This window comes from Flavobacterium sp. 21.1 (assembly GCF_057801535.1).
The window spans coordinates 670,647-694,991 of sequence record NZ_JBYNXA010000002.1; the positions used below are offsets into that span (position 1 = coordinate 670,647).

Below are 24,345 nucleotides of genomic sequence, written 5' to 3' on the forward strand. Positions count from 1 at the left end.
TAAAACTTATTTGTTCAAATATATAATAAATATATTTTTTTTACGCGAAATTGTTATTTTTTAATAGTTTTTATTAACGATTTATTTTTAGTTCAACGTTAAAGTTTTGTAGGTTTTTTAAGGCTTCTTCCGAGGAATAATCGAAGGTTCCGTCAGTTATTTTATGTTCTTTTTTACTATTTGCGCGTCTTAACGCGTCATAAAAACGACGTACTTCTTCCAGGTTCGATAAGATTAGTCCGGGTACCGGTGTTGAGTTCCCGTTTTCATCTTTAGCTACCATGGTAAAGTAAGAGGAGTTGCAGTGTTTTTCTTTTCCGGTTTGTATGTTCTGTGATGTAACGCGGATTCCGACAACCATGGAAGTTCTTCCCACATAATTGACAGATGATTTCAGTGTAACGAGTTCGCCGACTTCAATCGGACTTAAAAAATCCACTGTGTCCACCGATGCGGTTACGGAATATTTTTCAGAGTATTTCGAAGCACACGCAAATGCGATCTGATCCATTAACGATAAAATATAACCACCATGAATCTTCCCGCTGAAATTAGAGTGGGAGGGCAGCATCAACTGCGATAGCGTAATCTTCGAATCGCTTACCTTTTTGAAATTTTCCATAGGTTCTATTTTCTGAAGTGCGGAGTTTCCTCCAATTGTACATCGACAGCAAAATACTTGGTATCGCCCCACCAGGGAAACGTTTTGAAGCGTTCCACGTATTTAATTTTTACATATTTTCCCTGATATTTTTCTAAATCAGCAATGACTTTTGAATCTTTATCCAAAACTGAAAAAGCAAATATTTGCGCTCCTGCAATACCCTGACTTATTTCAGCTTCCCAGGTTTTTATAAGGACACCTTTATGACTTACTTTAATCAGTTCACCAGCCCTGACGCCATCACTGTACGGGACATAATATAGGAAAGCAAAATAACCGCTTATTGCTACTACGAAAGCAATGATGGAATAGATTAGAAATTTTTTCATAATGACCTAATTTTCAATATTTCGTTCTTTTTCAAGGGCACGTACTAAGATGCTTTCCGGGAGGGCTTTTTTGGCTTTAGCTCCCATTTTCTTAAGTTTTTCCACGCTGGTAACAAGATTGCCTTTTCCTTCTACAAGTTTGTTCATGGCGTTTCCGTACTCGGTCTTGGCTTCGTCCATTTTCTTTCCGATTTTAATCAGATCATTGATGAATCCTTCAAATTTATCGTAAAGAGCTCCGGCCTGACGTGCAATTTCATAAGCATTCTCCTGTTGCTTCTGATTAGTCCACATACTGTCAATGGTACGCAACGTAGCCAAAAGGGTAGACGGAGTTACAATGACGATATTCTTTTCAAATGCTTTGTTGTAAAGGGAATTGTCTTCGTTTAAAGCCAATGCAAATGCCGGTTCCATCGGAATGAACAACAAAACAAAATCCGGACTTTCTATCTGATATAGATCCTGATAGTTTTTGCTGCTTAATCCTTCCACATGACGTTTGATTGAATTAACGTGTTCTTTCAGGTAAGACGATTTTTCACTTTCATCTTCTTCGTTGATATAACGTTCGTAAGCGGTTAAGGATACTTTGGAATCCACGATCATCTTCTTGCCATCCGGAAGGTTAATAACCACATCGGGCTGAACACGGGAACCGTCTTCCGTTACAAAACTCTGCTGTATATCATATTCCCTTCCCTTTTCCAATCCGGATTTTTCTAGTACGCGTTCTAAGATCAGCTCCCCCCAATTACCCTGCATTTTACTGTCGCCTTTTAATGCTTTGGTAAGATTTAAGGTTTCCTTGCTCATTTGCTCGTTCATCTCGCGCAGACCTAAAATCTGTTGGCGTAATGCTGCATGATAGTCGATGCTTTCTTTGTGGGTGTCTTCTACTTTCTTTTCAAATAACTGAATCTTGTCCTGAAGCGGAGAAAGTATGTTTTTAAGATTTTCCTTGTTTTGCTCGGTGAATTTGTTTGTTTTCTCTTCCAGAATTTTATTCGCAAGATTTTCAAATTCTTTGGTGAATTTTTCCTGAAGCTGGTTCACTTCGTCTTTTTGTTCTTTGTTGCGTTCCCAAAGGTTTTCAAAATCCACCTCTTTTTTGGATAATTGAATGGCAAGCGCTTCTTTTTCCGTGCGGATATTTTCTTTTTCCGCATTTAACTGCTGAAATTGTTTTTCGAAGTTATTGCGTTCGTTCTGAAACTGCTCTTTTGCCTGTTCAAGCTGGGCAAGCAAACCGTTAATTCGCTCCTCTAATCCTGATTTCTCAGATTGGGATTTAGCTGAAAATAAAATTTTTCCAATGAAAATGCCTATTCCTAAGGCAATGCAAAATGCGGCTACTAGTAAAAGGGGTTGCGACATGGTTTTATGATTTTTCTGTTCCGTAAAAGTAGAAAAAAATAAACTGTATTTTGAACGAATTAATAGATGGAAATTACTTTTGGCGGAAATAATTTTAAAGTTTATTTTTTGCTGATGTATGCGAATCGGAGGATTCTTACTTTCAAAATGTTCAGTATTCATTTTGCTCAGAAGGGTTGTTTTTCTTGGTCAGGGCAATGAGCAATGATATAAAGGCGAGGTAGACAAAGAATATGCTTAAGAAGCTTAGGATTAACCACTTTTGGCCTCTCTGACACCATTCTTCTGGAGAAATTCCGTTCGAAGTATTGCTTTGCAAGAATTCAAGAACTTCCGGAAAGAAATAAAATGCAGTTGCCACCATGCCTAATACATAAATGTAAATAGTGAAAAGAATGTATTTGCGTCGTGCTATAATTTTCCATTTCAGCAGAAAAGTGATTGCCGTGGATATTATGCATTATTAAAGAGAATTTGATTAGGGACAAAATTAATTTTTCATAAATTTCTTTGTTAGGATTTGGTTTTCGATGTTGATCTGCAGTAAATACATTCCTGTTTTTAATTCGTGCACATCAATTTCAGTTGTTATTTCGGATAATTCTTTGATTTTCTTTCCGGTGATATCAAAAAGAGTCACTTTTTCAATTGCATAACTTTCCGGAAATACCAACATAATTTTGTCTGAAGCAGGATTAGGGTACAGATTTAAAACTAAGTCTTTTTTGAAATTTTCCGCGCTCAAAGTAGTACAATCGATATTGGTAGGGATATTTCTGTGTTGATTGGAACCAATGCCCAGTCTTCCGTCACTATTATAACCGCAGGAAAGTATGTGATCGTTGCTGTTGATTATAATGGTATGTTGATATGACAGCGCAATGTCGATCCAGTTGGTGTCCGTTCCTACCTGAATAGGCCCGAGCGTGGTAGTGTTTGAACCATCACCCAATTGTCCAAAATTGTTGTATCCCCAACCCCATAACGTTCCGTTTGTTTTTGTTGCCATGGTATGATATCCTCCCGCAGTAACATTTAGCCAATCCGCGTCAGTGCCTATTTGGACAGGAACTGATTTGTTGGCTTGAGTAGTATCTCCTAATTGTCCATAAGCATTCCAGCCCCAGGCCCATAACGTGCCATTTTGTTTGATGCCGACAGTATGCAGATAGCCTTCCGAAATTTTAGCCCAATTAGAGGAGGTGCCGATTTGCGTGGGTACCAGTCTGGTGTTGATCGTTCCGTCGCCCAATCGCCCATAAGAGTTGTCACCCCAGGCCCAAAGCGTTCCGTTTGTTTTTATGGCATACGAATTGTTCAGACCGGCACATACATATTTCCAATCGTTTTCGATTCCTATTTGGACCGGTTGGTTTTTGTTTATTGTTGTCCCATCGCCTAAATTACCGGAAACGTTACTTCCCCAAGCCCATAAAGTGCCATCTGTTTTTAAGGCAAGATTATGACTGCCGCCGCCTGAAACCATTTTCCAGTTGATGTGGGTGCCGATTTGGATAGGAACTGACGAATTGGTATTGGATCCGTCACCCAACTGACCGGAGTCGTTTGATCCCCAGGCCCAAAGCGTATTGTCGGTTTTTAATGCTACCATATGATTGTAGCCGGAAGAAATTGCTTTCCAATTAGTGGCAGTGGTTATACGAACAGGAATGTTTCTGTTGATGTGCGTGCCGTCACCCAATTGACCTTCACCATTAAATCCCCATGTCCAGAGGGAACCATCGGTTTTAATACCGGCTGATTGTCCGTTTTTTGCCGATATAGCCGTCCAGCATTGCGCATGGAGTGCTGGCGCTATTAGTAAGTATACTAAAAGTAATAATTTTTTCATAGGCTCACTTAATTAGGTTCAACAGCATAAACCTTATTGTTCAACAGCATAAATCTTATTTTAGAAAGATTGCTAAAAATAAGTTTTTACTTCTAATTTATCCAGATAAAGGGTTTTAGTTTGTTAATTTAGTAAAAATAAAGTTAAAGTTTTACTTTTTTAACTATTTTAGGTGAAGTGACAGAAAACATCTACAAGTGATGTTTTTTTAATTAATTTATGTTTTTCATAGTGAATTATGAAGAAAAAAATTGTAACTTTATTAAACGGTTTTTGATTTGTTATTCGGATTTGTTCATCCTTGAAAAGAGGGCAGGTTCGGTTCGGAGAAGTGAAAAAATATCTTCGGAAGTCAGAAAGACTAAAATAGCGAGATCATGTTTTTCATTAGTGATAATTAAAAAACATTTAGGCTATAGTTAATAAGGTAATAGTAAATCAAATACTGTGAGAAGAGGTCTGTAAAAGGACCTCTTTTTTTATGCAATACATAGAGCATAGGGATTTGGTGATTGTTAATAACTTTTTCTGTTAATGTTTTGATTTGTAGTTAGTTAAAAAAATAAAAATTGTACCTTTGAGTATGGTTTTTGATTTGTTATTCAAAAATGTTAGTCTGTTAAAGGATTATCAGGTTTGCGTGATCGTTTACACTAGTATAGTTAGAGGGTAATAGTAAATCAAATACTATAAGGAGGCCTGTAAAAAGGCCTCTTTTTTATTTCTAATCTTAAGCTGCTTACAGCTAATAATTCTTTTTATAAAAGAATTCGTAATTTTAACGTAATCAAATCAATATGAAAGTCTACGTTAAAAATATGGTCTGCCACCGCTGTATATTGGCAGCGGAAACAATCCTTGACAACCTCGGTCTGAATTACAAAGGTGTCATTTTAGGCGAAATCGAATTTGCGGATCCGTTGAAGGAAAGCGATCGGAAACAATTAGCCCAAAAACTTCAAGAAATAGGCTTTGAATTAATTGATGATAAAAAACGTCAGGTCATCGAAAAAATCAAAAGTCTGATCATTACACACATCCACCACGACAAAGAACTTCTTAAAATAAACCTGTCCGATTTTTTGTCCGCCGAATTGGGATACGAGTATAATTACCTGAGTAATCTTTTTTCCGACGTGGAAGGGACTACCATCGAAAAATATGTCATTCTTCAGAAAATAGAAAAGGTGAAGGAACTCATCGTTTATGATGAACTTTCATTAAAAGAGATCGCTAATCAGTTAGGGTACAGCAGTGTAGCTTATCTCAGTAATCAATTTAAAAAAGTCACCGGCCTGACACCTTCTCATTTCAAATCCATCGGACAGCAAAAACGGGTTCCGCTTGACCAACTGTAAAAGTTACAATCCATACTGAAAATACTGTAACGTTTTCTTTTATTGTCTGACGGAACTTTGTATCATCAAATAATAAGAACTATGGAAACTGATCATAAAATAACTGTAATCCCTCTGGAAGATGTTCATAGTGAACATTGTGCCCTTATTGTAGATGATGTTTTGGATAAAACCGAAGGCGTTTTGTCGCATAAAGTGGAACTTAACAACCATCAGGCAAAAATAGAAACCGACCCCAAGGTTTTTAAATTAGGACAACTCGTTCAGAATATCCGCGATTTGGGATACAATGTTTCAACGGTAAAAAAATCGTTCCCAGTGGAAGGGATGACCTGTGCTTCCTGTGCCGTGAGCGTAGAAAGCATGCTTTCTTTTGAAGAAGGTGTCGTGACTGCTGCAGTGAATTATGCCAATGCAACAGCCACAGTCGAATATGTGCCCGGAATTGCTAAGTTGGAAAACTTCAAAAAAGCTATCCAGAGTATCGGTTATGATCTGATAACTTCGGAGTCGGAAAATCAGGTAACTGAGATTGAAGACCGTCAGAAAGAGCAATTTGAAGTTTTAAAAAAGCGAACGACTTTGGCCGCTCTGTTTACGTTGCCTGTTTTTGTAATCGGGATGTTCTTCATGAATTGGTCTTTTGCTAATGTGGTCATGTGGCTATTTTCAACTCCGGTATTGTTTTGGTTCGGAAAGAATTTCTTCATCAATGCCTGGAAACAAGCCAAACACCGAAAAGCCAATATGGACACCTTGGTTGCTTTAAGCACAGGGATCGCTTATCTTTTCAGTGTTTTTAATACTTTGAATCCCGATTTCTGGTACAGTCGTGGGTTACACGCTCACGTCTATTTTGAAGCCGCTACGGTAGTCATCACCTTTATTCTCCTGGGAAAAGTGCTGGAAGAAAAAGCAAAAGGGAATACCGCTTCGGCAATAAAAAAACTGATGGGACTGCAACCTAAAACTGTCATCCGCTTAATCAAAGACAATCAGCAGGAAGAGGTGAAAATCAGTGATGTAATTCCTGGTGATGTGCTTTTAGCTAAGCCCGGTGAAAAAATCGCTGTCGACGGTAAAGTCACTTCAGGAACTTCGTTCGTAGACGAAAGCATGATTTCCGGAGAACCGGTTCCGGTAGCTAAATATACAGGAGAAATGGTTTTTGCAGGAACCATCAATCAAAAAGGAAGTTTTCAGTATTCCGCCGAAAAAGTAGGTTCGGAAACGTTGCTTTCCCAAATTATCCAGATGGTAAAAAATGCGCAGGGCAGTAAGGCTCCGGTTCAAAAACTGGTTGATAAAATAGCCGGTATTTTTGTTCCCTTGGTTCTGGTCATTTCGCTGATCACATTAATTGCCTGGGTACTGTTAGGTGGTGAAAACGGATTAACGCAAGGCCTGCTGGCCATGGTCACCGTTCTGGTAATCGCCTGTCCTTGTGCCCTTGGATTGGCAACACCAACAGCCATCATGGTAGGAGTAGGTAAAGGAGCTGAAAAAGGAATCCTGATAAAAGATGCCGAAAGTCTCGAACTTGCGCAAAAAATCGACACCCTTATCTTTGATAAAACGGGAACACTCACTGAGGGAAAGCCATCTGTGGTTGACTCATTTTGGAAAGATGAAAATCAAAACAATATTGAAATCCTGTTTTCAATTGAAGCACAATCGGAACATCCACTAGCCGATGCGGTAGTTTCGCATTATCAAGAAGTAAAATCTAAAACTGTCTCAGACTTTGAAAGCATGACCGGTTTTGGCGTGAAAGCGACAATAGAAGGTAAAACCTATTTTGTCGGAAATAAAAAATTCGCAATCCAAAATAACATTGTTATCGAGCACAGTTTTGAAGCGTTTATCGTGAAGAATTCCGAATTGCCACATACCTTATTGTATTTTTTCAATGAGGAAGAACTTCTGGCTGTAATTGCCGTAGCCGATAAAATTAAAGCAACTTCTGTAGAAGCCGTTAAACAACTTCAGGATCAGCGATTAGAAGTGATCATGCTTACCGGCGATAATGAACAGACTGCCGGGTCAATAGCAAAAAGCATGGGAGTTAACCGATACAAAGCTGAGGTTTTGCCGGAAGACAAATTATCGTTTGTGAAAGCATTGCAGTCAGAAGGGAAAGTAGTCGCTATGGTCGGTGACGGTATCAATGACAGTGCCGCTTTAGCGCAGGCGAATGTGAGCATCGCAATGGGAAAAGGATCTGATATTGCTATGGATGTGGCACATATGACCATTATTTCTTCCGATTTGCTAAAAGTGCCGCAGGCCATTTTACTTTCCAGACAAACAGTTGCTACGATAAAGCAAAACCTGTTCTGGGCTTTCATCTATAACCTAATCGGAATTCCGATTGCAGCAGGTGTTTTATATCCATTTAACGGCTTTTTACTGAATCCAATGATCGCCGGTGCAGCTATGGCTTTGAGTTCTGTATCTGTGGTAAGCAACAGTCTGAGGTTAAAGTTGAAAAAATAACTGTAAATATTGTAAAACGGAACCGAAATAGTGTAACAACTTCATCAAAGGATCTCTCGAAATTTGTAAGGAAATAATTAGTAACTTGTATACCATGAAAACAAAACAATTCAAAACCAATATAAACTGTTCCGGTTGTGTGGCCAAAGTAACCCCAATCTTAAACCCAATGCTGGGTGAAAACCATTGGGAAGTGGATACGGCAAATAAGGATAAAATCTTAACCATATCAGCTGATAATCTTGATGAGAAAGCCCTTTTAGAGCAGGTTAAGAATGCCGGATTTAAAATCGAATCACTAACAGATAACAAATAAATTATGAAAACATTTTTTTTAATTATGATGAGTTGGGCAGGTTTACTGACGGCCCAGGCACAAGACAAGGAGTACACTCAACTCCTTAAGGATTACCTGAAACTGGAAGACGCTTTGGTGGCTTCAAATGCAGGAAATGCTAAAGATGCGCTAATACAGATGCAAAAGGATGTTGTTGAATTGCAACCCGTTACTGCCGGTAAGACAGCGCAACAAAAAGAACTGAAATTTATGGCGGCCTATTTCGATATCTACAGCAAAACAGAATCGATAGAAGAAATAAGAACCGGATTTGGCAAGATATCAGGCTCTATGATTGCCTTAGCGGATCAAAAAGTATTTGGTTCCGAAAAATTATATGTGATGTATTGTCCGATGAAAAAAGTCACTTGGTTAGATGATTCCGATGCCGTTAAAAACCCGTTCTACGGAAAAGCAATGCTGACCTGTGGCGAGGTTAAGAAGACAATCAATTAAATACATTGACCATGAAAAGGTTTTTCCTTTTGTTGTTTATAATCTCGCTCCCTTTTATGGCAATCGGACAGAAAGTAAAACGTTACGATTTGCATATTAAGGATACGATGGTGAATTTCACAGGAAAAACCAGGCCTGCAATAGCAATTAACGGCCAGATTCCGGCACCCACTTTGGAATTTACCGAAGGGGACATCGCCGAAATCCACATTCACAATCATATGCACCATGAAACTTCGGTGCATTGGCACGGCATCATTTTACCCAATGAAATGGATGGCGTGCCGTATTTAACCACGCCTCCTGTTAAACCTCACGGAGAAGCAGTTTATCGCTTTCCAATCGTTCAAAGTGGAACATATTGGTACCATTCGCATACGATGCTGCAGGAACAGGTCGGGATGTACGGCGCTTTTATCATCCACAAAAAAGAACCTTCAAAAATAAAAGAAAAGGTGGTTTTACTAACTGACTGGAGTGATGAGAACCCAAATCAGATCGAACGTTCCCTACATCAGGCGACGGATTGGTATGCCATAAAAAAAGGGGCGACCCAAAATTATGTCCAAGCCATCAAAGAAGGCCATTTCACCACAAAACTGGAAAACGAATGGAAGCGTATGATGGCCATGGATGTGAGCGATGTCTACTACGAAAAGTTTCTCATCAATGGTCGTTTAAGTGATGCAGTTTCCGATTTAAAACCCGGCGAAGAATTACGGTTAAGGGTAATCAACGGAAGTGCTTCCACTTATTTCTGGCTGCAGTTTTCAGGCGGAAAAATGAAAGTGGTGGCCAGTGACGGTGCTGATGTAAAGCCGGTAAATGTTGATCGCATTATTGTTGGTGTTTCAGAATCGTATGACATCATAGTTACAATCCCTGAAAAAAGCAGTTATGAATTTTCAGCCACTTCAGAAGACCGAACCGGATCAACATCGCTTTGGTTAGGAGAAGGTACTAAAAGACCAGTGAAGCCAATGGAGCGGCTAAAGTATTTCGAAGGGATGAAAATGATGAACGACATGATGACCACCAGCGGAAAAATGAACGATATGGGTATGAACATGTCGTTGCAAAAAATGGATATGAATGCCGTGATGTATCCCGAAATTACCGGAAGTTATACAGAGGGGAAGAACGAAAAGATGGAAGAAATGCATCACGATCATGCTGAAACTCCTGAAGAAGATAAGGGGACTTTAAACTACAGTATGCTGGAATCGGTAACCAAATCGAAGTTGCCGGATCTTCCGTTTCGCGAGTTTACTTTCGAATTGACCGGAAACATGAATCGCTACGTTTGGACCATGGATAACAAAACGATATCCGAAGAGGATAAGATTCTGATAAAGAAAGGTGAAAACATCAGAATCATTCTGAAAAACAATTCGATGATGCGCCATCCGATGCATTTACACGGCCATTTCTTCCGAATTGTAAATGATAAAGGCGACTATTCTCCACTGAAAAATGTAATGGACATCATGCCGATGGAAACCAATGTGATCGAGTTTCATGCGTCGGAAAATTACGGCGACTGGTATTTTCATTGTCATATTCTGTATCATATGATGTCGGGAATGGGTAAAATTTTCAGTTATGAAAACTCTCCTGTAAATCCCAACTTGGGAGATCCGAAGAAAGCGTTGCGTAAAGTCTATGCCGATGACCGCCGTTTTTATTTGGGCGCCGAAATTGGTGTGGAAAGTAACAGCAGCGATGGTGAAATCCGATATGCTAATACGCGATGGATGCTTCAGACGGAATGGCATGTGGGCTTTAAAAAAGAATACGGCTACGAAAACGAACTCCGCTTCGGAAGGCTTTTAGGCAGAAGCCAGTTTTGGATGCCTTATGTCGGTTGGGATTTTCGCTATCGCCCGGGAGGAGAAACTGAAACCAACCTATTTAATCAGACGAATACCAAAGATAAGCGAAGTGTGATGTCGGTAGGTTTGCAATACACTATGCCTTGGTTTATTGTTGCCGATGCCCGAGTGGATTCGGAGGGAAAAGTCAGGATTGCATTTTCAAGGGACGATATTCCCCTAACAGAACGATTACGCCTGCGCGGAATGGGGAACACCGATAAAGAATGGACGGTCGGTGCGAAATACATACTTACAAAATATTGGGCCCTGTCGACGCACTATGACAGCGACATGCAATGGGGTGCGGGAGTAACTTTTCAGTATTAAATAAACATGCTTTTTAAAGGATAATCAAAACTGGTGATTTTCCTATTTGGGAAGGGTTACTGTAAAGGTTGTGCCTATGTTTTTTTCGGAACGGACTTCAATTTTTCCGTTAAGGCAGTCGGCGGCTTCTTTGACAATGTAAAGTCCGAGGCCGGATCCCATTTTCTCATTGCTGACAAAAAACATATCGAAAATTTTTCCGATACATTCGCTGTTTATGCCAATGCCGTTATCTTCAATTTCAATCACGACAGAGGAATTGTTTTCATAGGTTTTGATTGAAATGTGTTTATTTTCTTTAGTATCGTCCGAATATTTGATAGCGTTTGAAATCAGATTGTTCAGGATGATCCGCAATCGTAAACTATCAATGATTACCTTGTCAAGTGCAATGTTTTTTGTAAACGTAATCGCATTCGCTTTTTGCATGTACTGATGCTGGGCAATTATTTCATCAGTCAGTTTATCAAGGCTGATGGTTTCGATGCATTTCTGCTTTCGTTTGTTTCTTGAATAATCAATAATGTCGCTGATAAACTGATCCTGCCGGCTAAGACTTTCATGCATTAAATTCAAGTAATCTTTAATCTGATGGATGTTTTCTTCCTCTCTGGCAATTTCCACCAGTCCTTTAACCGAATTAATAGGCGAACGTAAATCATGGGAAGCACTGTACACAAAACGATACAGTTCTTTGTTGGCAATGGTCAGACTGTCATTCTCATTTTCCGTTTCTTTTTTTGAAAGCGTAAGTTTTTTTACGGTTGCCTGATAGTACAAAACAATCGGACTGACAATCAACAAAAGAAAGAAAGCGTTGCCCCAGATCAGGTATTTTTTTAAGGTAAAGGAACCGTCACCTGAAGTAGTGTTGGAGGATACCCCTTTTGTGTCGACTTGTGCAAAAAAAAGAATGGTTTGGAAATTCTTAAATAACCAAACCACTCCCTTTAAATATTTTTTGCTGTTTCTTCCGGCATTTATCATGCATCCAGCATTGCCATAATGAATCAGTGTGCTTGCCGTTGTGATACCATTATTAACAACTGTTGTTCCTTCCAATATTCCCCAAACGCGATTATCCTCTTTTTTGGGATGGCCAGCTAAATGTCGTTCTGCGTTTTTCGGATCTCTTATCCTTTTTTCAGCGCGAGTCCTATTCGGTGAATGATTTAAAGAAATTAACATGAAACAAGTTATGAACAGCAAATGCAAAGCGATATTCCGCGAGGGAAGCTTTAAATTCTCTAAAAAGATTGGCTTATTCATACGATTCCCTATTTAATGAAAAACGTTAAATCGATAACAAAAATACAATATTTTTTGTAAAATTTAGAAAATAAAGTAAGAATTTACTTCTTCATATAAAAAAGTATCAAATTATTGTGATTGTGGTGACTTTCCTGAAAAGAAACTAAACGTTAAGCAATGTGGCAATATCAAATTTTTTCATTTTCATGAAGGCTTCTACAACTTTTTGTGATTTTTCAGGGTTGCTCATCAGCTCGTTTAGGATCTCCGGTATAATTTGCCAGGAAACGCCATATTTGTCACTTAACCAGCCACACATGCTTTCGTGCCCTCCTTCCGTTAATTTATTCCAGAAATAATCGATTTCCGCCTGATCTTCACATTCCACAACAAAGGAAATAGCCTCATTAAATCCGAAACCTTTTGCCAAAGCACTATCCATCGCCATGAAAACATTGCTGTTCAGTTTGAATTGCGCATGTTTTATCGTCCCGATTACATCATGATCATCTTCTTCCGTATAACGAAGGATGCCGACAATATCAGAGTTTTTGAAAACAGAAGTATAGAAATTGATAGCTTCTTCCGATTTCCCGTGCACGTCTTCCGTAAACATTAAAGTAGGTGTAAATTTCTGCCCCACTTCCGCTAATTTACCAAAAGACAATTGCCAGCTGACACCAAATTTGTCCTGCACCCAACCGTACTTTTTACTCCATTCATAACTGTCCAAAGGCATCAGCACGGAACCTTCTTCAATTAGAATATTCCAGGCTTTATCAACTTCAGCCTCGGTTTCACAGACCACAAAAAAGGAAATGGAAGGATTGACCTGAAATGCAGGCCCGCCGTTAAGGCACATGAATTTCTGACCGGCACTTTCAAACGTTACTACGATGGGATTCTCAGCTGTAATTTTGGAATCGTTGAAAACCGTACAATAAAAATCAGCAGCTTCTTTGGCATTCTTATCAAACCAAAGACAAGGATAGATTGGATTTTTCATGGTGTCGATTTTATTGTGTTGGGAATTTGCTCATGTCCATATAAAAAACTTCCCAGCAATGTCCGTCCAGGTCCTCAAAACAACGTTGTTGCATAAAACCGTAATCTTTCGGTTCTGAATATTCTACCGCACCGGCCTTTACCGCATTGTCAGCCATCTCATTCATTTTGTCTACGGTTTCAATGGATAAGGAATTGATGACTTCGGTAGTTTTTGAAGCATCAGCAATTTCTTTAACGATGAAGCCTTTAAATTTGGGATGGGTTAGGAGCATTACATAAATTTCCTCGCTGAAAACCATGCACGCTGCAGTTTCATCCGAAAATTGGGGATTGTTTTTAAAACCTATCCTGGTATAAAAATCCATTGCTTTTTCCAGATTCTTTACCGGAAGATTAATGAAAACCTGTGATCTCATGATGTACGATTTAAGAATTAATTGGATTCAGTATATTTTTTGAAGTTGTTCAATATGGCCTGCCAGCCGCTTAGCTGCAGTTCGATGGAGTTGACTTCTTCGGCTTCAAAGGTTTCTGTTATAACTGTCGTGTTACCCAAAGTTTCAAAGAGTATATGAACTTTCCGGCCATCGCCAATGGTGTAATGGATGGATTCGTGCGTTTTTACTTTATCGTAAACCCCACCAAAATCAAAGCCGAAACTACCGTCTTTGGCTTCCATCCTGAAGCTGAATTCACCGCCGTCCTTTAAATCATTAGTCGCGTTGGGCGTGTGCCAGTCGTCTGAAGCATTGTTCCATTGTGTAATGTGTTTCGGAAGGGTCCAGAATTCCCATACTTTTTCAATAGGGGTATTTACGTGTGCGTTGACTGTAATGGTAGTTTTTTTATTTGCCATGGGATCTTGTTTTAAATCAGACGTTTGAAAATCAAAAGTCATAAATTTACGAACTTTTATTAATAGATAAATGAAAACAGTATTTTTGCTTTATGAATAATCACCGTCATTTTCTGCTCCATAAGCCGCATGGATACTTGAGTCAGTTCATTTATGAGAAGAAACGCGCTAAGAAAAAACTAGGTGAACTGTTCCCTTTTCCCGACGGAACGATGGCTATAGGTCGTCTGGATGAAGATTCTGAAGGATTACTGTTGCTAACTACCGATGGAATGATGAGTGAGCTGGTCCGAAGCAAGACGGTTGAAAAAGAATATTATGCACAGGTTGACGGCTTAGTTACCCAGGAAGCCATCGATCAATTGAAACAAGGAGTTGAAATCGGTTTTAAGGGGATTCGCTATACGACTAAAGAATGCGAAGCGAGAATACTGACTGATTTACCCGAGAATATAGGCGAGGGCAGAAGGATACGCGACGAACGACACGGACCGACCAGCTGGCTTTCAATTACGTTAACCGAAGGAAAGTTTCGTCAGGTCCGCAAAATGACCGCCGCAGTAGGTTTACCGACTTTACGACTCATTCGCGTTCGGGTGGGAACAATCGATTTACACAATTTGAAAGCGGGGGAGGTAGTAGAGGTGAATGATTTTCAGATAGAAGGGATTAGAGAATAGAGGCAAGAAACAAGAATCAAGAGATAAGGGATAAGGGATAAGGCAGATAGAAGAAGGCAGGTGTCAGTAAACAGATATAGAAAAGAAATAACCCAAACATCAAATAACCAAATATGTTAAACATCGTTTTAGTGGAACCGGAAATCCCAAACAATACCGGAAATATAGGTCGTTTGTGTGTTGGGACGGGAAGCAGATTACATCTGATTCATCCCTTTGGATTTGAAATAACTGATAAAAACCTAAAACGCTCCGGATTGGATTATTGGGTACACCTGGATTGGTTTGAATATCAGAATGTAGCGGAATGGAAGACACAAGTTCCGGATTTGTCCCGCGTTTTTTTAATGAGTTCCCATGCCGATAAATCCTATTATGAAGCAGCTTTTCAGGATGGCGACTGGCTGGTTTTCGGAAAAGAAAGTGTTGGTTTAAGTCAGGAAGTAATGCAGCAATTTGAAAACCATCTGACCATTCCGATGTCGGATAAAATAAGAAGTTACAATATTGCCAATTCCGTTGCTTTTGTGGTAGGCGAAGCAAAACGGCAGATTATGCTTAAAAAATAACGTATGGCAGGTCGCAATCCATCAATCGATTATTTAAAGTTAGGGCTTTCCTTTCTGATTGTGGCGTTGCATATTTTTCCGCTCTCCGGATTAAAAGGGTTTACCGGAATCCTTTCTTATGAAATAGCCAACGGAATCACCCGAATCGGTGTGCCGACATTTTTCATCATTTCCGGCTATTTACTCCGCAATAAAATAAATGATAAAGCCTATCTGATCAAATACGGAAAACGCATCCTGTTTCTTTATTTCGTCTGGCAGCTTATCTATCTTCCCGATCTGATCCGGGTCTATAAATTAGGATGGTTTTCGACCTCCGATCTGATCTTAAAACTGATTTACGGCTATTGGCATTTGTGGTATCTCTCGGCTACGGTCTGCGGTGTTGTTTTATTGTATTACCTCAGAGGCAAATCGGTGCGGAAGAAATTCCTTCTGGCGCTTCTGCTGTTCCTTTTGGGATATGCTTTTCAGTTGGCTTACAAAATCAATGTGTTGAATCAGATACCGGCACTGAAGTCAGTATATGAAGGAATGGGAACCACACGCAATTTCATTTTCATGGGCTATCCTTTTTTAGTTTTGGGTACCTTATACGAGCATTGGCGTGAACCGGCAACAAAAAGAGATTGGTTGTTTGTGCCTTTTCTGCTACTGTTTTTTATGGAAGTCTACGGCTATTATACCTTTAAAATAGGGGCATTGGATTTCTCGCTGATGATTCTTCCCCTGAGCATGCTATTGTTTTCGATAACCGCAGAAAATACCGCACAGTCAAATCTGAAGATCAGTTCGACCATGTCACTTGGTATTTATTTATGTCATCCTTATGCGATACGACTGGTTTATGAATTTTTACCGCAAAGAACCTTTGGATTCATTTTACTGAAGTATGTTCTGATTTGCCTGCTGGCTCTTCTATTCTGGTTTATTGTGGAAAAGATCAACCGCAAATTGCCCTATTTTTTATAGGGAAAACAGAGAAATTAAGATTCCGCAAAACGTTTTACGGAATCTTAATTTTATCGGCTTATAAAATTACCCAAAGAGATGTAATGATTGCCGACTTCGTCGGTGTAAATTGTATATTCCCTTGGCAGCATATTGTTTAACGGGTTATTGATTCCTTGCGAAAAAGAAGTGTTGACTTTTTTTCCGGTTTTTAAAAAATCCAAAGTAACAACAGGGTTGATAAATACGAAATTACCATTATAAGTACCTAATCGTAAGGTGTAAGCCTCCAGATCACCTTCATAAATATTGAGCCAATGTCTGCCCATGGTGGCGAAAGAACCACTTCCTTTTTGTAGTGGTGAAAAATCATTAGGCATATAATTTTTTGGAGGATAGAAAGCGAATTTCGCTTCTGCTTCATCGGACCAGGCCGGAATCTCCATTCTGTCATTTTCGGATATCATATAAAAATACACACCGAAATGAGCTCGTTTAAAACCGGGGATTTTAGAATAGTTGTCCGGGTTGTAATTCAGTTCAATGTGGTTAAACGCTGTAAAATCGGATGCGTTTTTAGGTAACGGGATGACAGCCGGTTTCTCGAAATCAGAATCGGGTGGCAGATTATCGAGTACATCTTTCGTCATTATTATCCCTAATTCTAAAGGTTTTCCGAATTCATCAAAGATCATAAATGAATTAACAAGACCATTTCCCACTTCAACTTTGTCGCCATAAACAATCTGGTTTACGGTACCTTTTGTTGCTGAAGCGGTTCCTTCCGGGCTATTGTTGGTATATTCGTCCTTGTCGCATGAAAAAAACACAAGCAAAAGCCCAACGAAGAGAATTTTTCTAATGAAAGACTCTTTTTTCATAATTAATTACGAATTAAATTATTACTCCGTGATAGGGGCGATGCTTTGGGAAATTTTAGTAATCAAAGTTACGACAATATCATAAGTTATTAATTTACAAAAAGTTAAAGTGTTTTTATGTGCTTTTCTTAACAGAAAAATAAAGTGATGGGTTATTTCTTATAAATCATTTTTCACTTATATTTGTTACTGATCAACTTAATTAAAAACATATAAAACATGGCACAAGTTAACCCTTACATTACCTTTAACGGTAACTGCGAAGAAGCATTTAATTTTTACAAATCCGTTTTTGGAGGCGACTTTCCTTATGCAGGAAAATTCAAGGATATGCCGTCTGAATATCCGATTAAAGAAGAAGACAAAGAAAAAATCATGCACATCTCCTTACCTGTAGGGAATACTGTTTTGATGGGTAGCGACGCGGCAGGAGGTTTTGGCGGGGACTATAAAGAAGGAAACAACATCACCATTTCCATCAATGCAGACAGTGAAGAAGAGGCTAACAGAATTTTTGGCGGAATTTCAGGGGGCGGAATTGTAACCATGCCGTTGAACAAAACATTTTGGGGTGCTTTATTCGGAATGTGCACGGATAAATTCGGCATTAACTGGATGATTAACTACGATTACGAGCAGAAATAATCTGGCAGCTATAAAATTAAAAGGTCCGTTATTCGGGCCTTTTTTGTTTGAAGCAATTTGGTTTTTTTCATCCGAACTATTTAGTGCAGATTCTCGGAATTATTCGGTGACAGAGGTTCTCGAATCTCTTTGGTGCTCAGGTTCTCAAAGCTATTCGGTGGCTGAGGTTCTCGAATCTTTTTGGTGGCTGAGGTTCTCGAAGCCAACTCTTTTCTTCCGTCTTAAAGTAATGACTTTAAACTTTAGGGTATCGTAACCCATACCGATAATCAGCAAAACGGCAGGTAGCAATAAAGCCATAAGTTCATATTTTGAATAAAATACACCTCCTAAAATACCACCAAAAAAGAAAAAGGTAATGATACGCAATCGGAGTTTAATCGTTGCAATCAATTTAGTGCGATGCCTCAGTTCCTTGTAAAAAAACAATTGGGACAGTTCAATTCCCAGATCGGTAAAAAGCCCGGTTAAATGAGTTGTCCTTACCATGGCATCTGAAATTTTGGTAACCAAAGAATTTTGTAATCCCATGGCGAAGAGCAAACTACAGGCAATTACCTCGAGGTTGTATTTTGCCAGTATAGCTCCGAAAATCGCGAGTATCAATAAAATAACACATTCAACAAGTACCGGAAGGATGTAGCCGAATCGCTTTTTCTTTTCGGTCATGGCCTCAATTATGAAATTGGAGAGGAATGAACCCAGGAAGAAAAATAAAATGTAGAAGAAATAGATGAAACTTTTGGAAAACTGAAATTTAAAGATCTCATCAACAAAAAAGGCGAAATGCCCCGTTACATTGGTGGTCAGTATTTTTACCGATAAGAATCCGGTAACATTTACCATTCCTGCAACAAAAGAAAGCAGTGAGGCAATTTTTTTATTGTGGTTTAATGTTCTCGACTTTCCTAAGTGCCTAAACATTGTGCATAACGGGTTTTGGTTAACCCAAATATAGCGATAATTTTAGCGTAGTTTTTTAAATGGTTGAATAAAAAAGTAAAGTCTTCGCCTTTGATCCCGATAGCGCGGATTTGCAATCCGTCCTGGCAAAGAAGCTAGGTCTTCAAAGTGGATTAGCGCACTCAGTTCGTCATTTTTTTCTCAATAAAGAAGAAGGCGGCAATATAAATTATCGTGCTTAGGATACTGAAAACAAGTCCGGAGTACCTGAACTCTAAGAGCAACGCACTAAATAAATAACCGATGATTACCGACCCAACTCCGATCAGTAAACCCAAAAGCATCATTATGATTTTTTTTTGTTTTGCCATCAGAAGGAAGAATAGCGGACTCAAAATGATAATTGATTCTATTCGGACAAAAAAACCTTCGTCCTTTCCATAATGGAAATTAAGATCAGTATTTACCTTGTATTCCACATAAAGAGTGATGCATAAAATACATAGTAGTAAGGCGTTGAGTTTAGGATTGTTTTTTAAGATCATTGCTAACTATGTTTATTTTACATCAAACCATACAAAATATCATTGGTGTCAAATACTTCGAAATAACTTCCAGCATTACTGAATAATCTCTCGAAAGTCAAATAATCTGTTTCATAAATTTGATTAATCGATTCATATATTGTTTCTCTTTTCAAATCATTAACAATTAGCATATCGCTGGACCAAAAAAACAATTCACTGTTTTTTATCATTATTTCTTTGATATTTTCTAAGGTGAACAATGTTGCTACATAAACTTTTGAGAAATCGTCTTTAAGTACAATATAAACGTCAGTATTGTCATTTTTTACATCTCTAACTCTATATCCGCCAGGGAAGAATATAAAAAAATTATATTTTAAATAAATACCTCTATTTTCCATAAATATTTATCAATCTATCAATGACTTTTTGTTGGTTACTTTTATGTGAATATCCCGATAGCACGGATTTGCAATCTGTGCCCACATTGGTTCGCCTCCACAAAGAGAACAAACAAAAACCACAACCACAAGAAAAGTTATAGGTTCATACTATTAATAATAAAAAAGAAAATCTTTGTGATTAAGATAGCCTAATACGACCAGTTTGCAATCCATTCTTATACCGGTGCAGCTCCCAAAAGACAACAAAAAAAGTGATTAATGTTGTAAAATAATAGGATAATATTTACAATAAAGTCGTTTGTTGTATAATTTTGCCCAATAGATATAGCACGGATATAGCACGGATATAGCACGGATATAGCACGGATATAGCACGGATATAGCACAGATATAGCACGGATATAGCACGGATATAGCACGGATATAGCACGGATATAGCACGGATATAGTACTGATATAGTACTGATATAGTACTGATATAGTACTGATATAGTACTGATATAGTACTGATATAGTACTGATATAGTACTGATATAATATTGATATAGTACTGATATGTTACCATAGACTCGTACTAACATAGTATAAGCCTCAAGTTATAAGAGTGGAGACAGTCTACTAACGGTAATTTTGATTGCAATTCCCTCAGATTTCAACAAAAGAAAAAGCCGCAACAAAAAAGTTGCAGCTTTGCGGTTATTGAAAAAAGGTTATTCAGCAACCCCTCTGTAATATCATTTAAAAATCTCATCAAAGAAGTCCTGCATCGCTTTCCAGGAGCGTTTGTCTGCCTTTTCGTTATAGGCAACCCCTTTGCTCTTGTCATTGCCTGCATCTTTTTGAGTGAACGCATGCACCGCATCGGCATAATACACCATCTGCCAGTCGGCTTTTGAAGTGCGCATTTCATCCTGAAACGCTTTGATTTCATTTTCGGAAACATAGAAATCATCCGCACCGTGCAGTACCAGTACTTTTGGTTTGATGGGCTCAATTTGTCTTGCAGCATCCCTGCCTAAACCACCATGAAAGGACACAACACCTCTTACGTTCATATTGGCTCTCGCAACTTCCAGCGCACCCGATCCTCCGAAACAATAACCGATAACGGCAATTTCATTAGGATTAGCCCCTGATTTGACCAATTGCTCCAAAGCCAGCATAATGCGGTGCTGGTATTCTTTATAATTGGTTTTGAAATGCCCGGCCTTTTTCCCGGCTTCCTGTGCATTGGCCGGTTTGTTACCCACGCCATAAATATCTGCTACAAAAGTAAAGTACCCTAATTTCGATAAGGCTTCGGCACTCTCCTTCGAATGCGCATCGATTCCCATCCAGGCCGGTAAAATAAGTACACCGGCTTTCTTCGGATTGCTTTTTTTCGGGCTACCTGCAAATCCTTCCAGCTTTTGACTTCCGTCGGAATAAGAAACAGCTTTCAGTTGTGCCTCAACCAGTACTGTTGAAGAAATAGTCAGTACTAAAGCAAGTAATGTTTTTGTTTTCATACCTCATGAATTTTGAAGTATAAAGTTACAAAAACCTTCAGGGATTAGGAATTATTGGATAATGAATTTACCTCGGTCCGCATCAAAAAAGATGTTCTCGTCTTTAAAGATCGTATTGAAGGTCCCGTCCGAAATTAAATTGCACGGCTCGTTCTGAACTACTTTACCGGGTGTCATCACAATCATCTCATCACTCAGCTGAATGGCAAGATCGACGTCATGGGTGGAGAATAAAATACACTTACTGGTTTCATGGGTAAGCTTTTTCAACAGTTTGAAAAGCGATACTTTATGAACCAGATCTAGATGTGTAGTGGGTTCATCAAGAATGATGAGATTGGTATCCTGTGCCAATGCTCTTGCAACTAATACTTTTTGCAATTGCCCGTCACTGATCTCGTAATGTTTTTTTTGGGAAAGATGAATGATTTGTGTCAGCTCCATCGCCTTGTGTACTTCTCGAATATCGTCTTCGGATAAAGTTCCGATCCAGTTGGTATAAGGCTGTCTTCCCAAAGCTACCAATTCAAAAACAGTAAGATTGCTCGGAGGAAGTTTTTCTGTTAAAACAACGCTGAGGTTACGTGCCAGTTCCAGTGGTTCATAGTCCGCCACCTTTTTACCACACAGATAAACATTACCTTCCAGTGGCTTCTGAATTCCCGTAATGGTTCGCAGTAAAGTTGATTTCCCGATTCCGTTCGCTCCGATTAGGGTGTGTAACTTTCCTTCCGTAAGCGTAAGATTCAGTTTTTCGGCAATAACTGTTCTTCCGGCTTTGGTGGTATAGCCAATCGAAAGATTCTCGGAATGTAGGACTGTTTTTGTCATCGCCTTAATTCTAACTACAAATTTAATAACTGTTTACGGAATACTTTTTACTGCTTTCGGCCTTATCCCTTGTCTCTTATTTCTTTCAACTCATCATCTTTCTCTTCTTAACCAAAAGCCAAATCACCACAGGCGCTCCAATCATGGAAGTAATCGCATTGATAGGCAAAGTAACTTCCATGCCCGGCATTTGAGAAACCACATCGCAAATAAGCATAATTGCCGCTCCGAGAAGCAGTGTGCTCCAGAATAAAACAAAATGATTACTGGTTTGGAATACCAATTTAGCAATATGAGGAACCGCCAGACCAATAAAGGCAATCGGACCGGCAAAGGCTGTAATGCTTCCGGTTAGAATACTGGTGGCGAATAAGATTACCAATCGCGTTGTTTGGAAATTTAAACCCAAGCTTCGCGCATAATTTTCACCTAAAAGCAGAGCGTTTAATGGTTTTACACTGATAAGTCCTAAGGAAAGGCCAATCATTACGGAAATGAACAGCATTACAATCGAAGACCAGGATAAATTACCCAGGTTTCCAAGTGACCAGAACGTAAACTTCTGTAACTGTTCAGCAGAACTGAAATACGTCAATATGTTTACAAACGAATTGGTAAAGCTGCTGAACATCAATCCCATGATTAATATGGCCATAGTGTCACGCAAACGCTGAGAGACTACAAGTACTGCTATCAATACCACAAAACTTCCAAAGGTTGAAGCCAAAACCAAACCGTAAGAAGACAATAGGACAGTGCTTAAAGCTGGCGGCATCATGCTGGCTCCCAATATGGTAAACGCAACGCTCAAACTGGCTCCGGAGCTCAAACCCAATACGTCAGGACCGGCCAATGGATTTCTAAATAAGGTTTGCATCAACAATCCGCCAATGGACAATCCCATGCCTACCAGTACCGCAGTGATAGCTTTTGGTAAACGGTAATTGATAATGATGTATTCCCAAGTTGATTTAGCGGCCTGACCGCCGGTTAAACTACTGAAAACTTCCTTAAAAGGAATGGTAACCGAACCAAAACTGATGTTGATCAGAAATAGCGCCAGCAAACCCAAACCCAGGAGAATAAATAAGATCGTATTTCGTTTTCTGTTGGCCAACTTAATTCAGCTTTTGTGCAAAGGTAAACGTATAATCCGGAAGTAGTTCGGGATGGAAGATCTTAATGTAGTCTTTCAGTACCAGATCCGGTCGGCTAGGAGCCATTTCGTAGTAAACCGTTCCGCCTGTGGCACCTAATTTTGCCTCAAAAGTATAGACGTTTTTTGTTTTAAAAGCATCAAACTCGTTATAATGCGGATTGCTTTCTTCCAATTCCTTTAAGTTTTTAAAAGAACCTGTGGCAATCCAACAGCCGGCATTTTTTGCTTTGTCCAGTATGTTCTCAAAAGACAATCCTAAGCTTCCGGTTCCTTCCACATCTTTCCAAAGATAATCCGCTTTGGCATCTCTTAAAAACTGGGCAACCCAACTGTTTCCTTTTGCTACATACCATTGATCCTGATACATTGATCCGTATAAAACCGTTGTTTCCGCTTTAGAGTTTTTTACCGATTCTAAAGTCTGGTTGTAATCTTTTACAATAGCGTCAAATAATTTATTAGCTTCTTTTTGTTTTCCGAATAAAGCGGCGTAGAGTTTAATCCATTCTGCTTTTCCAAGCGGAGACTGTTCCATCCAATCCCCCTGAATCATCACTTTCAGCCCGCTTTTCTCCAGGTTCTGAATCATCGGATTGTTATTGTCAACGCCAAAGGTTACGATTAATTCGGGTGCTAATTCGATTAGTTGTTCCATGTTCAGCTTCTCATTCTGTCCTACATTTTTTACTTGGCCTTTATCAATCAGGGCACGTGTTTTTACAGAAGAAATATAATCGGTATGAGGAAATCCGACAAGTTTGTTCTCAACACCCAACATCTCCAGAAAAGGAACATTAGTGGTAGAAGTAACAACAATTGATTGCAAAGGAACCTGAATTGTAGTGCGATTTTTTAAGCTATCCGGAACAACGGCATTCTTTTCTTTCAGAACATAGGTGAAGTCTTTATTAGCATCCGGCCAAGGATTAGATACTTTCACTACCGAATACCCGTCGTATTCATAAATGGCAAGTCCGCTTGCATATTTGATGGTGTTTTCAGCCGTTACCGTTTTTGCATCCGCTGTCTTTTCATTTTTCCCACATCCGACTAGCGTCAGAAGAAAGAAAGCAAACATCGTTTTATAAAAATAATTCTTCAT

Annotated in this window: 25 protein-coding genes; 9 read left to right on the forward strand and 16 right to left on the reverse strand. The window is 39.0% G+C overall.

The features are described from left to right. Nucleotides 1-73: 73 nt before the first annotated feature. The 4 genes from AC3E9U_RS06360 to AC3E9U_RS06375 all read right to left on the reverse strand — a co-directional run bounded on the left by AC3E9U_RS06360 (nt 74) and on the right by AC3E9U_RS06375 (nt 4,222). Nucleotides 74-622: an acyl-CoA thioesterase gene (locus AC3E9U_RS06360; RefSeq protein WP_488746061.1), complete on the reverse strand. Its 549-nt coding sequence runs from the start codon at nt 620-622 to the stop codon at nt 74-76. A gap of 5 nt (nt 623-627) precedes the next feature. Beyond that, on the reverse strand, nt 628-993 hold the full coding sequence (locus tag AC3E9U_RS06365) for a 6-phosphogluconate dehydrogenase (protein ID WP_488746062.1): 366 nt from the start codon (nt 991-993) through the stop codon (nt 628-630). 6 nt (nt 994-999) lie between these two features. After that, on the reverse strand, nt 1,000-2,370 hold the full coding sequence (locus AC3E9U_RS06370; RefSeq protein WP_488746063.1) for a DNA recombination protein RmuC: 1,371 nt from the start codon (nt 2,368-2,370) through the stop codon (nt 1,000-1,002). Between the two features lie 490 nt (nt 2,371-2,860). Beyond that, the gene (locus AC3E9U_RS06375) at nt 2,861-4,222 is read right to left on the reverse strand and encodes an RCC1 domain-containing protein (protein WP_488746064.1); all 1,362 of its coding nucleotides are present in this window, start codon (nt 4,220-4,222) and stop codon (nt 2,861-2,863) included. 797 nt (nt 4,223-5,019) lie between these two features. On the opposite strand from AC3E9U_RS06375, the gene AC3E9U_RS06380 reads away from it, so the two are divergent. The 5 genes from AC3E9U_RS06380 to AC3E9U_RS06400 all read left to right on the forward strand — a co-directional run bounded on the left by AC3E9U_RS06380 (nt 5,020) and on the right by AC3E9U_RS06400 (nt 11,070). Then, nucleotides 5,020-5,580, forward strand: a complete 561-nt coding sequence (locus tag AC3E9U_RS06380; protein WP_488746065.1) for a helix-turn-helix domain-containing protein — start codon at nt 5,020-5,022, stop codon at nt 5,578-5,580. A gap of 81 nt (nt 5,581-5,661) precedes the next feature. Beyond that, nucleotides 5,662-8,076 carry a heavy metal translocating P-type ATPase gene (locus AC3E9U_RS06385; RefSeq protein ID WP_488746066.1) on the forward strand — a complete coding sequence of 805 codons (2,415 nt, stop codon included), beginning with the start codon at nt 5,662-5,664 and terminating at the stop codon, nt 8,074-8,076. 94 nt (nt 8,077-8,170) lie between these two features. Beyond that, nucleotides 8,171-8,392, forward strand: a complete 222-nt coding sequence (locus AC3E9U_RS06390) for a heavy-metal-associated domain-containing protein (RefSeq protein ID WP_488746067.1) — start codon at nt 8,171-8,173, stop codon at nt 8,390-8,392. A gap of 3 nt (nt 8,393-8,395) precedes the next feature. Continuing rightward, nucleotides 8,396-8,869: a DUF3347 domain-containing protein gene (locus tag AC3E9U_RS06395; protein WP_488746068.1), complete on the forward strand. Its 474-nt coding sequence runs from the start codon at nt 8,396-8,398 to the stop codon at nt 8,867-8,869. Nucleotides 8,870-8,880: 11 nt separating this feature from the next. Further along, nucleotides 8,881-11,070 carry a multicopper oxidase domain-containing protein gene (locus AC3E9U_RS06400; protein ID WP_488746069.1) on the forward strand — a complete coding sequence of 730 codons (2,190 nt, stop codon included), beginning with the start codon at nt 8,881-8,883 and terminating at the stop codon, nt 11,068-11,070. Nucleotides 11,071-11,112: 42 nt separating this feature from the next. Here the strand turns inward: AC3E9U_RS06400 and AC3E9U_RS06405 are convergent, their stop codons facing one another. The 4 genes from AC3E9U_RS06405 to AC3E9U_RS06420 all read right to left on the reverse strand — a co-directional run bounded on the left by AC3E9U_RS06405 (nt 11,113) and on the right by AC3E9U_RS06420 (nt 14,185). Beyond that, nucleotides 11,113-12,258 (reverse strand): sensor histidine kinase, encoded by a 1,146-nt coding sequence (locus tag AC3E9U_RS06405; protein WP_488746070.1) that lies wholly within the window; start codon nt 12,256-12,258, stop codon nt 11,113-11,115. 226 nt (nt 12,259-12,484) lie between these two features. After that, nucleotides 12,485-13,327, reverse strand: a complete 843-nt coding sequence (locus tag AC3E9U_RS06410; RefSeq protein ID WP_488746071.1) for a VOC family protein — start codon at nt 13,325-13,327, stop codon at nt 12,485-12,487. Nucleotides 13,328-13,337: 10 nt separating this feature from the next. Next, on the reverse strand, nt 13,338-13,745 hold the full coding sequence (locus tag AC3E9U_RS06415) for a VOC family protein (RefSeq protein WP_488746072.1): 408 nt from the start codon (nt 13,743-13,745) through the stop codon (nt 13,338-13,340). A 17-nt stretch (nt 13,746-13,762) separates the two neighbouring features. Further along, nucleotides 13,763-14,185: an SRPBCC family protein gene (locus tag AC3E9U_RS06420; RefSeq protein ID WP_488746073.1), complete on the reverse strand. Its 423-nt coding sequence runs from the start codon at nt 14,183-14,185 to the stop codon at nt 13,763-13,765. A gap of 92 nt (nt 14,186-14,277) precedes the next feature. On the opposite strand from AC3E9U_RS06420, the gene AC3E9U_RS06425 reads away from it, so the two are divergent. The 3 genes from AC3E9U_RS06425 to AC3E9U_RS06435 all read left to right on the forward strand — a co-directional run bounded on the left by AC3E9U_RS06425 (nt 14,278) and on the right by AC3E9U_RS06435 (nt 16,406). Continuing rightward, nucleotides 14,278-14,865 (forward strand): pseudouridine synthase, encoded by a 588-nt coding sequence (locus AC3E9U_RS06425; RefSeq protein WP_488746074.1) that lies wholly within the window; start codon nt 14,278-14,280, stop codon nt 14,863-14,865. Between the two features lie 113 nt (nt 14,866-14,978). After that, nucleotides 14,979-15,434, forward strand: a complete 456-nt coding sequence (locus tag AC3E9U_RS06430; RefSeq protein ID WP_488746075.1) for a tRNA (cytidine(34)-2'-O)-methyltransferase — start codon at nt 14,979-14,981, stop codon at nt 15,432-15,434. Between the two features lie 3 nt (nt 15,435-15,437). Further along, a complete protein-coding gene (locus AC3E9U_RS06435) occupies nt 15,438-16,406 on the forward strand; it encodes an acyltransferase family protein (RefSeq protein ID WP_488746076.1) in 969 nt (322 codons plus the stop codon). Between the two features lie 50 nt (nt 16,407-16,456). Here AC3E9U_RS06435 and AC3E9U_RS06440 read toward each other — a convergent pair whose 3' ends face one another. Continuing rightward, nucleotides 16,457-17,266, reverse strand: coding sequence for a hypothetical protein (locus AC3E9U_RS06440; RefSeq protein WP_488746077.1), 810 nt, complete (start codon nt 17,264-17,266; stop codon nt 16,457-16,459). A 219-nt stretch (nt 17,267-17,485) separates the two neighbouring features. On the opposite strand from AC3E9U_RS06440, the gene AC3E9U_RS06445 reads away from it, so the two are divergent. Continuing rightward, nucleotides 17,486-17,911 (forward strand): VOC family protein, encoded by a 426-nt coding sequence (locus AC3E9U_RS06445; RefSeq protein WP_488746078.1) that lies wholly within the window; start codon nt 17,486-17,488, stop codon nt 17,909-17,911. A gap of 150 nt (nt 17,912-18,061) precedes the next feature. Here AC3E9U_RS06445 and AC3E9U_RS06450 read toward each other — a convergent pair whose 3' ends face one another. The 7 genes from AC3E9U_RS06450 to AC3E9U_RS06480 form a co-directional block, all read right to left on the reverse strand. Further along, nucleotides 18,062-18,835, reverse strand: a complete 774-nt coding sequence (locus AC3E9U_RS06450) for a YoaK family protein (RefSeq protein ID WP_488746079.1) — start codon at nt 18,833-18,835, stop codon at nt 18,062-18,064. A gap of 161 nt (nt 18,836-18,996) precedes the next feature. Beyond that, nucleotides 18,997-19,359, reverse strand: a complete 363-nt coding sequence (locus AC3E9U_RS06455) for a hypothetical protein (protein WP_488746080.1) — start codon at nt 19,357-19,359, stop codon at nt 18,997-18,999. Between the two features lie 17 nt (nt 19,360-19,376). Then, nucleotides 19,377-19,742: a hypothetical protein gene (locus tag AC3E9U_RS06460; protein WP_488746081.1), complete on the reverse strand. Its 366-nt coding sequence runs from the start codon at nt 19,740-19,742 to the stop codon at nt 19,377-19,379. 737 nt (nt 19,743-20,479) lie between these two features. Beyond that, nucleotides 20,480-21,253: a dienelactone hydrolase family protein gene (locus AC3E9U_RS06465; protein ID WP_488746082.1), complete on the reverse strand. Its 774-nt coding sequence runs from the start codon at nt 21,251-21,253 to the stop codon at nt 20,480-20,482. A 51-nt stretch (nt 21,254-21,304) separates the two neighbouring features. Then, a complete protein-coding gene (locus AC3E9U_RS06470; protein ID WP_488746083.1) occupies nt 21,305-22,084 on the reverse strand; it encodes an ABC transporter ATP-binding protein in 780 nt (259 codons plus the stop codon). An 85-nt stretch (nt 22,085-22,169) separates the two neighbouring features. After that, entirely contained in the window at nt 22,170-23,201 is a 1,032-nt protein-coding gene (locus tag AC3E9U_RS06475) for an iron chelate uptake ABC transporter family permease subunit (RefSeq protein WP_488746084.1), read from the reverse strand. Nucleotide 23,202: 1 nt separating this feature from the next. Next, on the reverse strand, nt 23,203-24,345 hold the full coding sequence (locus AC3E9U_RS06480; RefSeq protein ID WP_488746085.1) for an ABC transporter substrate-binding protein: 1,143 nt from the start codon (nt 24,343-24,345) through the stop codon (nt 23,203-23,205).

Excerpts from the sequence above, each read along its gene's own strand:
- AC3E9U_RS06395 (WP_488746068.1), top strand. The coding sequence starts at position 8,396 with ATGAAAACATTTTTTTTAATTATGATGAGTTGGGCAGGTTTACTGACG.
- AC3E9U_RS06425 (WP_488746074.1), top strand. The coding sequence starts at position 14,278 with ATGAATAATCACCGTCATTTTCTGCTCCATAAGCCGCATGGATACTTG.
- AC3E9U_RS06415 (WP_488746072.1), bottom strand. The coding sequence starts at position 13,745 with ATGAGATCACAGGTTTTCATTAATCTTCCGGTAAAGAATCTGGAAAAA.
- AC3E9U_RS06370 (WP_488746063.1), bottom strand. The coding sequence starts at position 2,370 with ATGTCGCAACCCCTTTTACTAGTAGCCGCATTTTGCATTGCCTTAGGA.
- AC3E9U_RS06465 (WP_488746082.1), bottom strand. The coding sequence starts at position 21,253 with ATGAAAACAAAAACATTACTTGCTTTAGTACTGACTATTTCTTCAACA.
- AC3E9U_RS06450 (WP_488746079.1), bottom strand. The coding sequence starts at position 18,835 with ATGTTTAGGCACTTAGGAAAGTCGAGAACATTAAACCACAATAAAAAA.
- AC3E9U_RS06435 (WP_488746076.1), top strand. The coding sequence starts at position 15,438 with ATGGCAGGTCGCAATCCATCAATCGATTATTTAAAGTTAGGGCTTTCC.
- AC3E9U_RS06440 (WP_488746077.1), bottom strand. The coding sequence starts at position 17,266 with ATGAAAAAAGAGTCTTTCATTAGAAAAATTCTCTTCGTTGGGCTTTTG.
- AC3E9U_RS06420 (WP_488746073.1), bottom strand. The coding sequence starts at position 14,185 with ATGGCAAATAAAAAAACTACCATTACAGTCAACGCACACGTAAATACC.
- AC3E9U_RS06405 (WP_488746070.1), bottom strand. The coding sequence starts at position 12,258 with ATGTTAATTTCTTTAAATCATTCACCGAATAGGACTCGCGCTGAAAAA.
- AC3E9U_RS06365 (WP_488746062.1), bottom strand. The coding sequence starts at position 993 with ATGAAAAAATTTCTAATCTATTCCATCATTGCTTTCGTAGTAGCAATA.
- AC3E9U_RS06470 (WP_488746083.1), bottom strand. The coding sequence starts at position 22,084 with ATGACAAAAACAGTCCTACATTCCGAGAATCTTTCGATTGGCTATACC.
- AC3E9U_RS06380 (WP_488746065.1), top strand. The coding sequence starts at position 5,020 with ATGAAAGTCTACGTTAAAAATATGGTCTGCCACCGCTGTATATTGGCA.
- AC3E9U_RS06400 (WP_488746069.1), top strand. The coding sequence starts at position 8,881 with ATGAAAAGGTTTTTCCTTTTGTTGTTTATAATCTCGCTCCCTTTTATG.
- AC3E9U_RS06445 (WP_488746078.1), top strand. The coding sequence starts at position 17,486 with ATGGCACAAGTTAACCCTTACATTACCTTTAACGGTAACTGCGAAGAA.
- AC3E9U_RS06430 (WP_488746075.1), top strand. The coding sequence starts at position 14,979 with ATGTTAAACATCGTTTTAGTGGAACCGGAAATCCCAAACAATACCGGA.
- AC3E9U_RS06360 (WP_488746061.1), bottom strand. The coding sequence starts at position 622 with ATGGAAAATTTCAAAAAGGTAAGCGATTCGAAGATTACGCTATCGCAG.
- AC3E9U_RS06390 (WP_488746067.1), top strand. The coding sequence starts at position 8,171 with ATGAAAACAAAACAATTCAAAACCAATATAAACTGTTCCGGTTGTGTG.
- AC3E9U_RS06385 (WP_488746066.1), top strand. The coding sequence starts at position 5,662 with ATGGAAACTGATCATAAAATAACTGTAATCCCTCTGGAAGATGTTCAT.
- AC3E9U_RS06375 (WP_488746064.1), bottom strand. The coding sequence starts at position 4,222 with ATGAAAAAATTATTACTTTTAGTATACTTACTAATAGCGCCAGCACTC.
- AC3E9U_RS06455 (WP_488746080.1), bottom strand. The coding sequence starts at position 19,359 with ATGATCTTAAAAAACAATCCTAAACTCAACGCCTTACTACTATGTATT.
- AC3E9U_RS06460 (WP_488746081.1), bottom strand. The coding sequence starts at position 19,742 with ATGGAAAATAGAGGTATTTATTTAAAATATAATTTTTTTATATTCTTC.
- AC3E9U_RS06480 (WP_488746085.1), bottom strand. The coding sequence starts at position 24,345 with ATGAAGAATTATTTTTATAAAACGATGTTTGCTTTCTTTCTTCTGACG.
- AC3E9U_RS06410 (WP_488746071.1), bottom strand. The coding sequence starts at position 13,327 with ATGAAAAATCCAATCTATCCTTGTCTTTGGTTTGATAAGAATGCCAAA.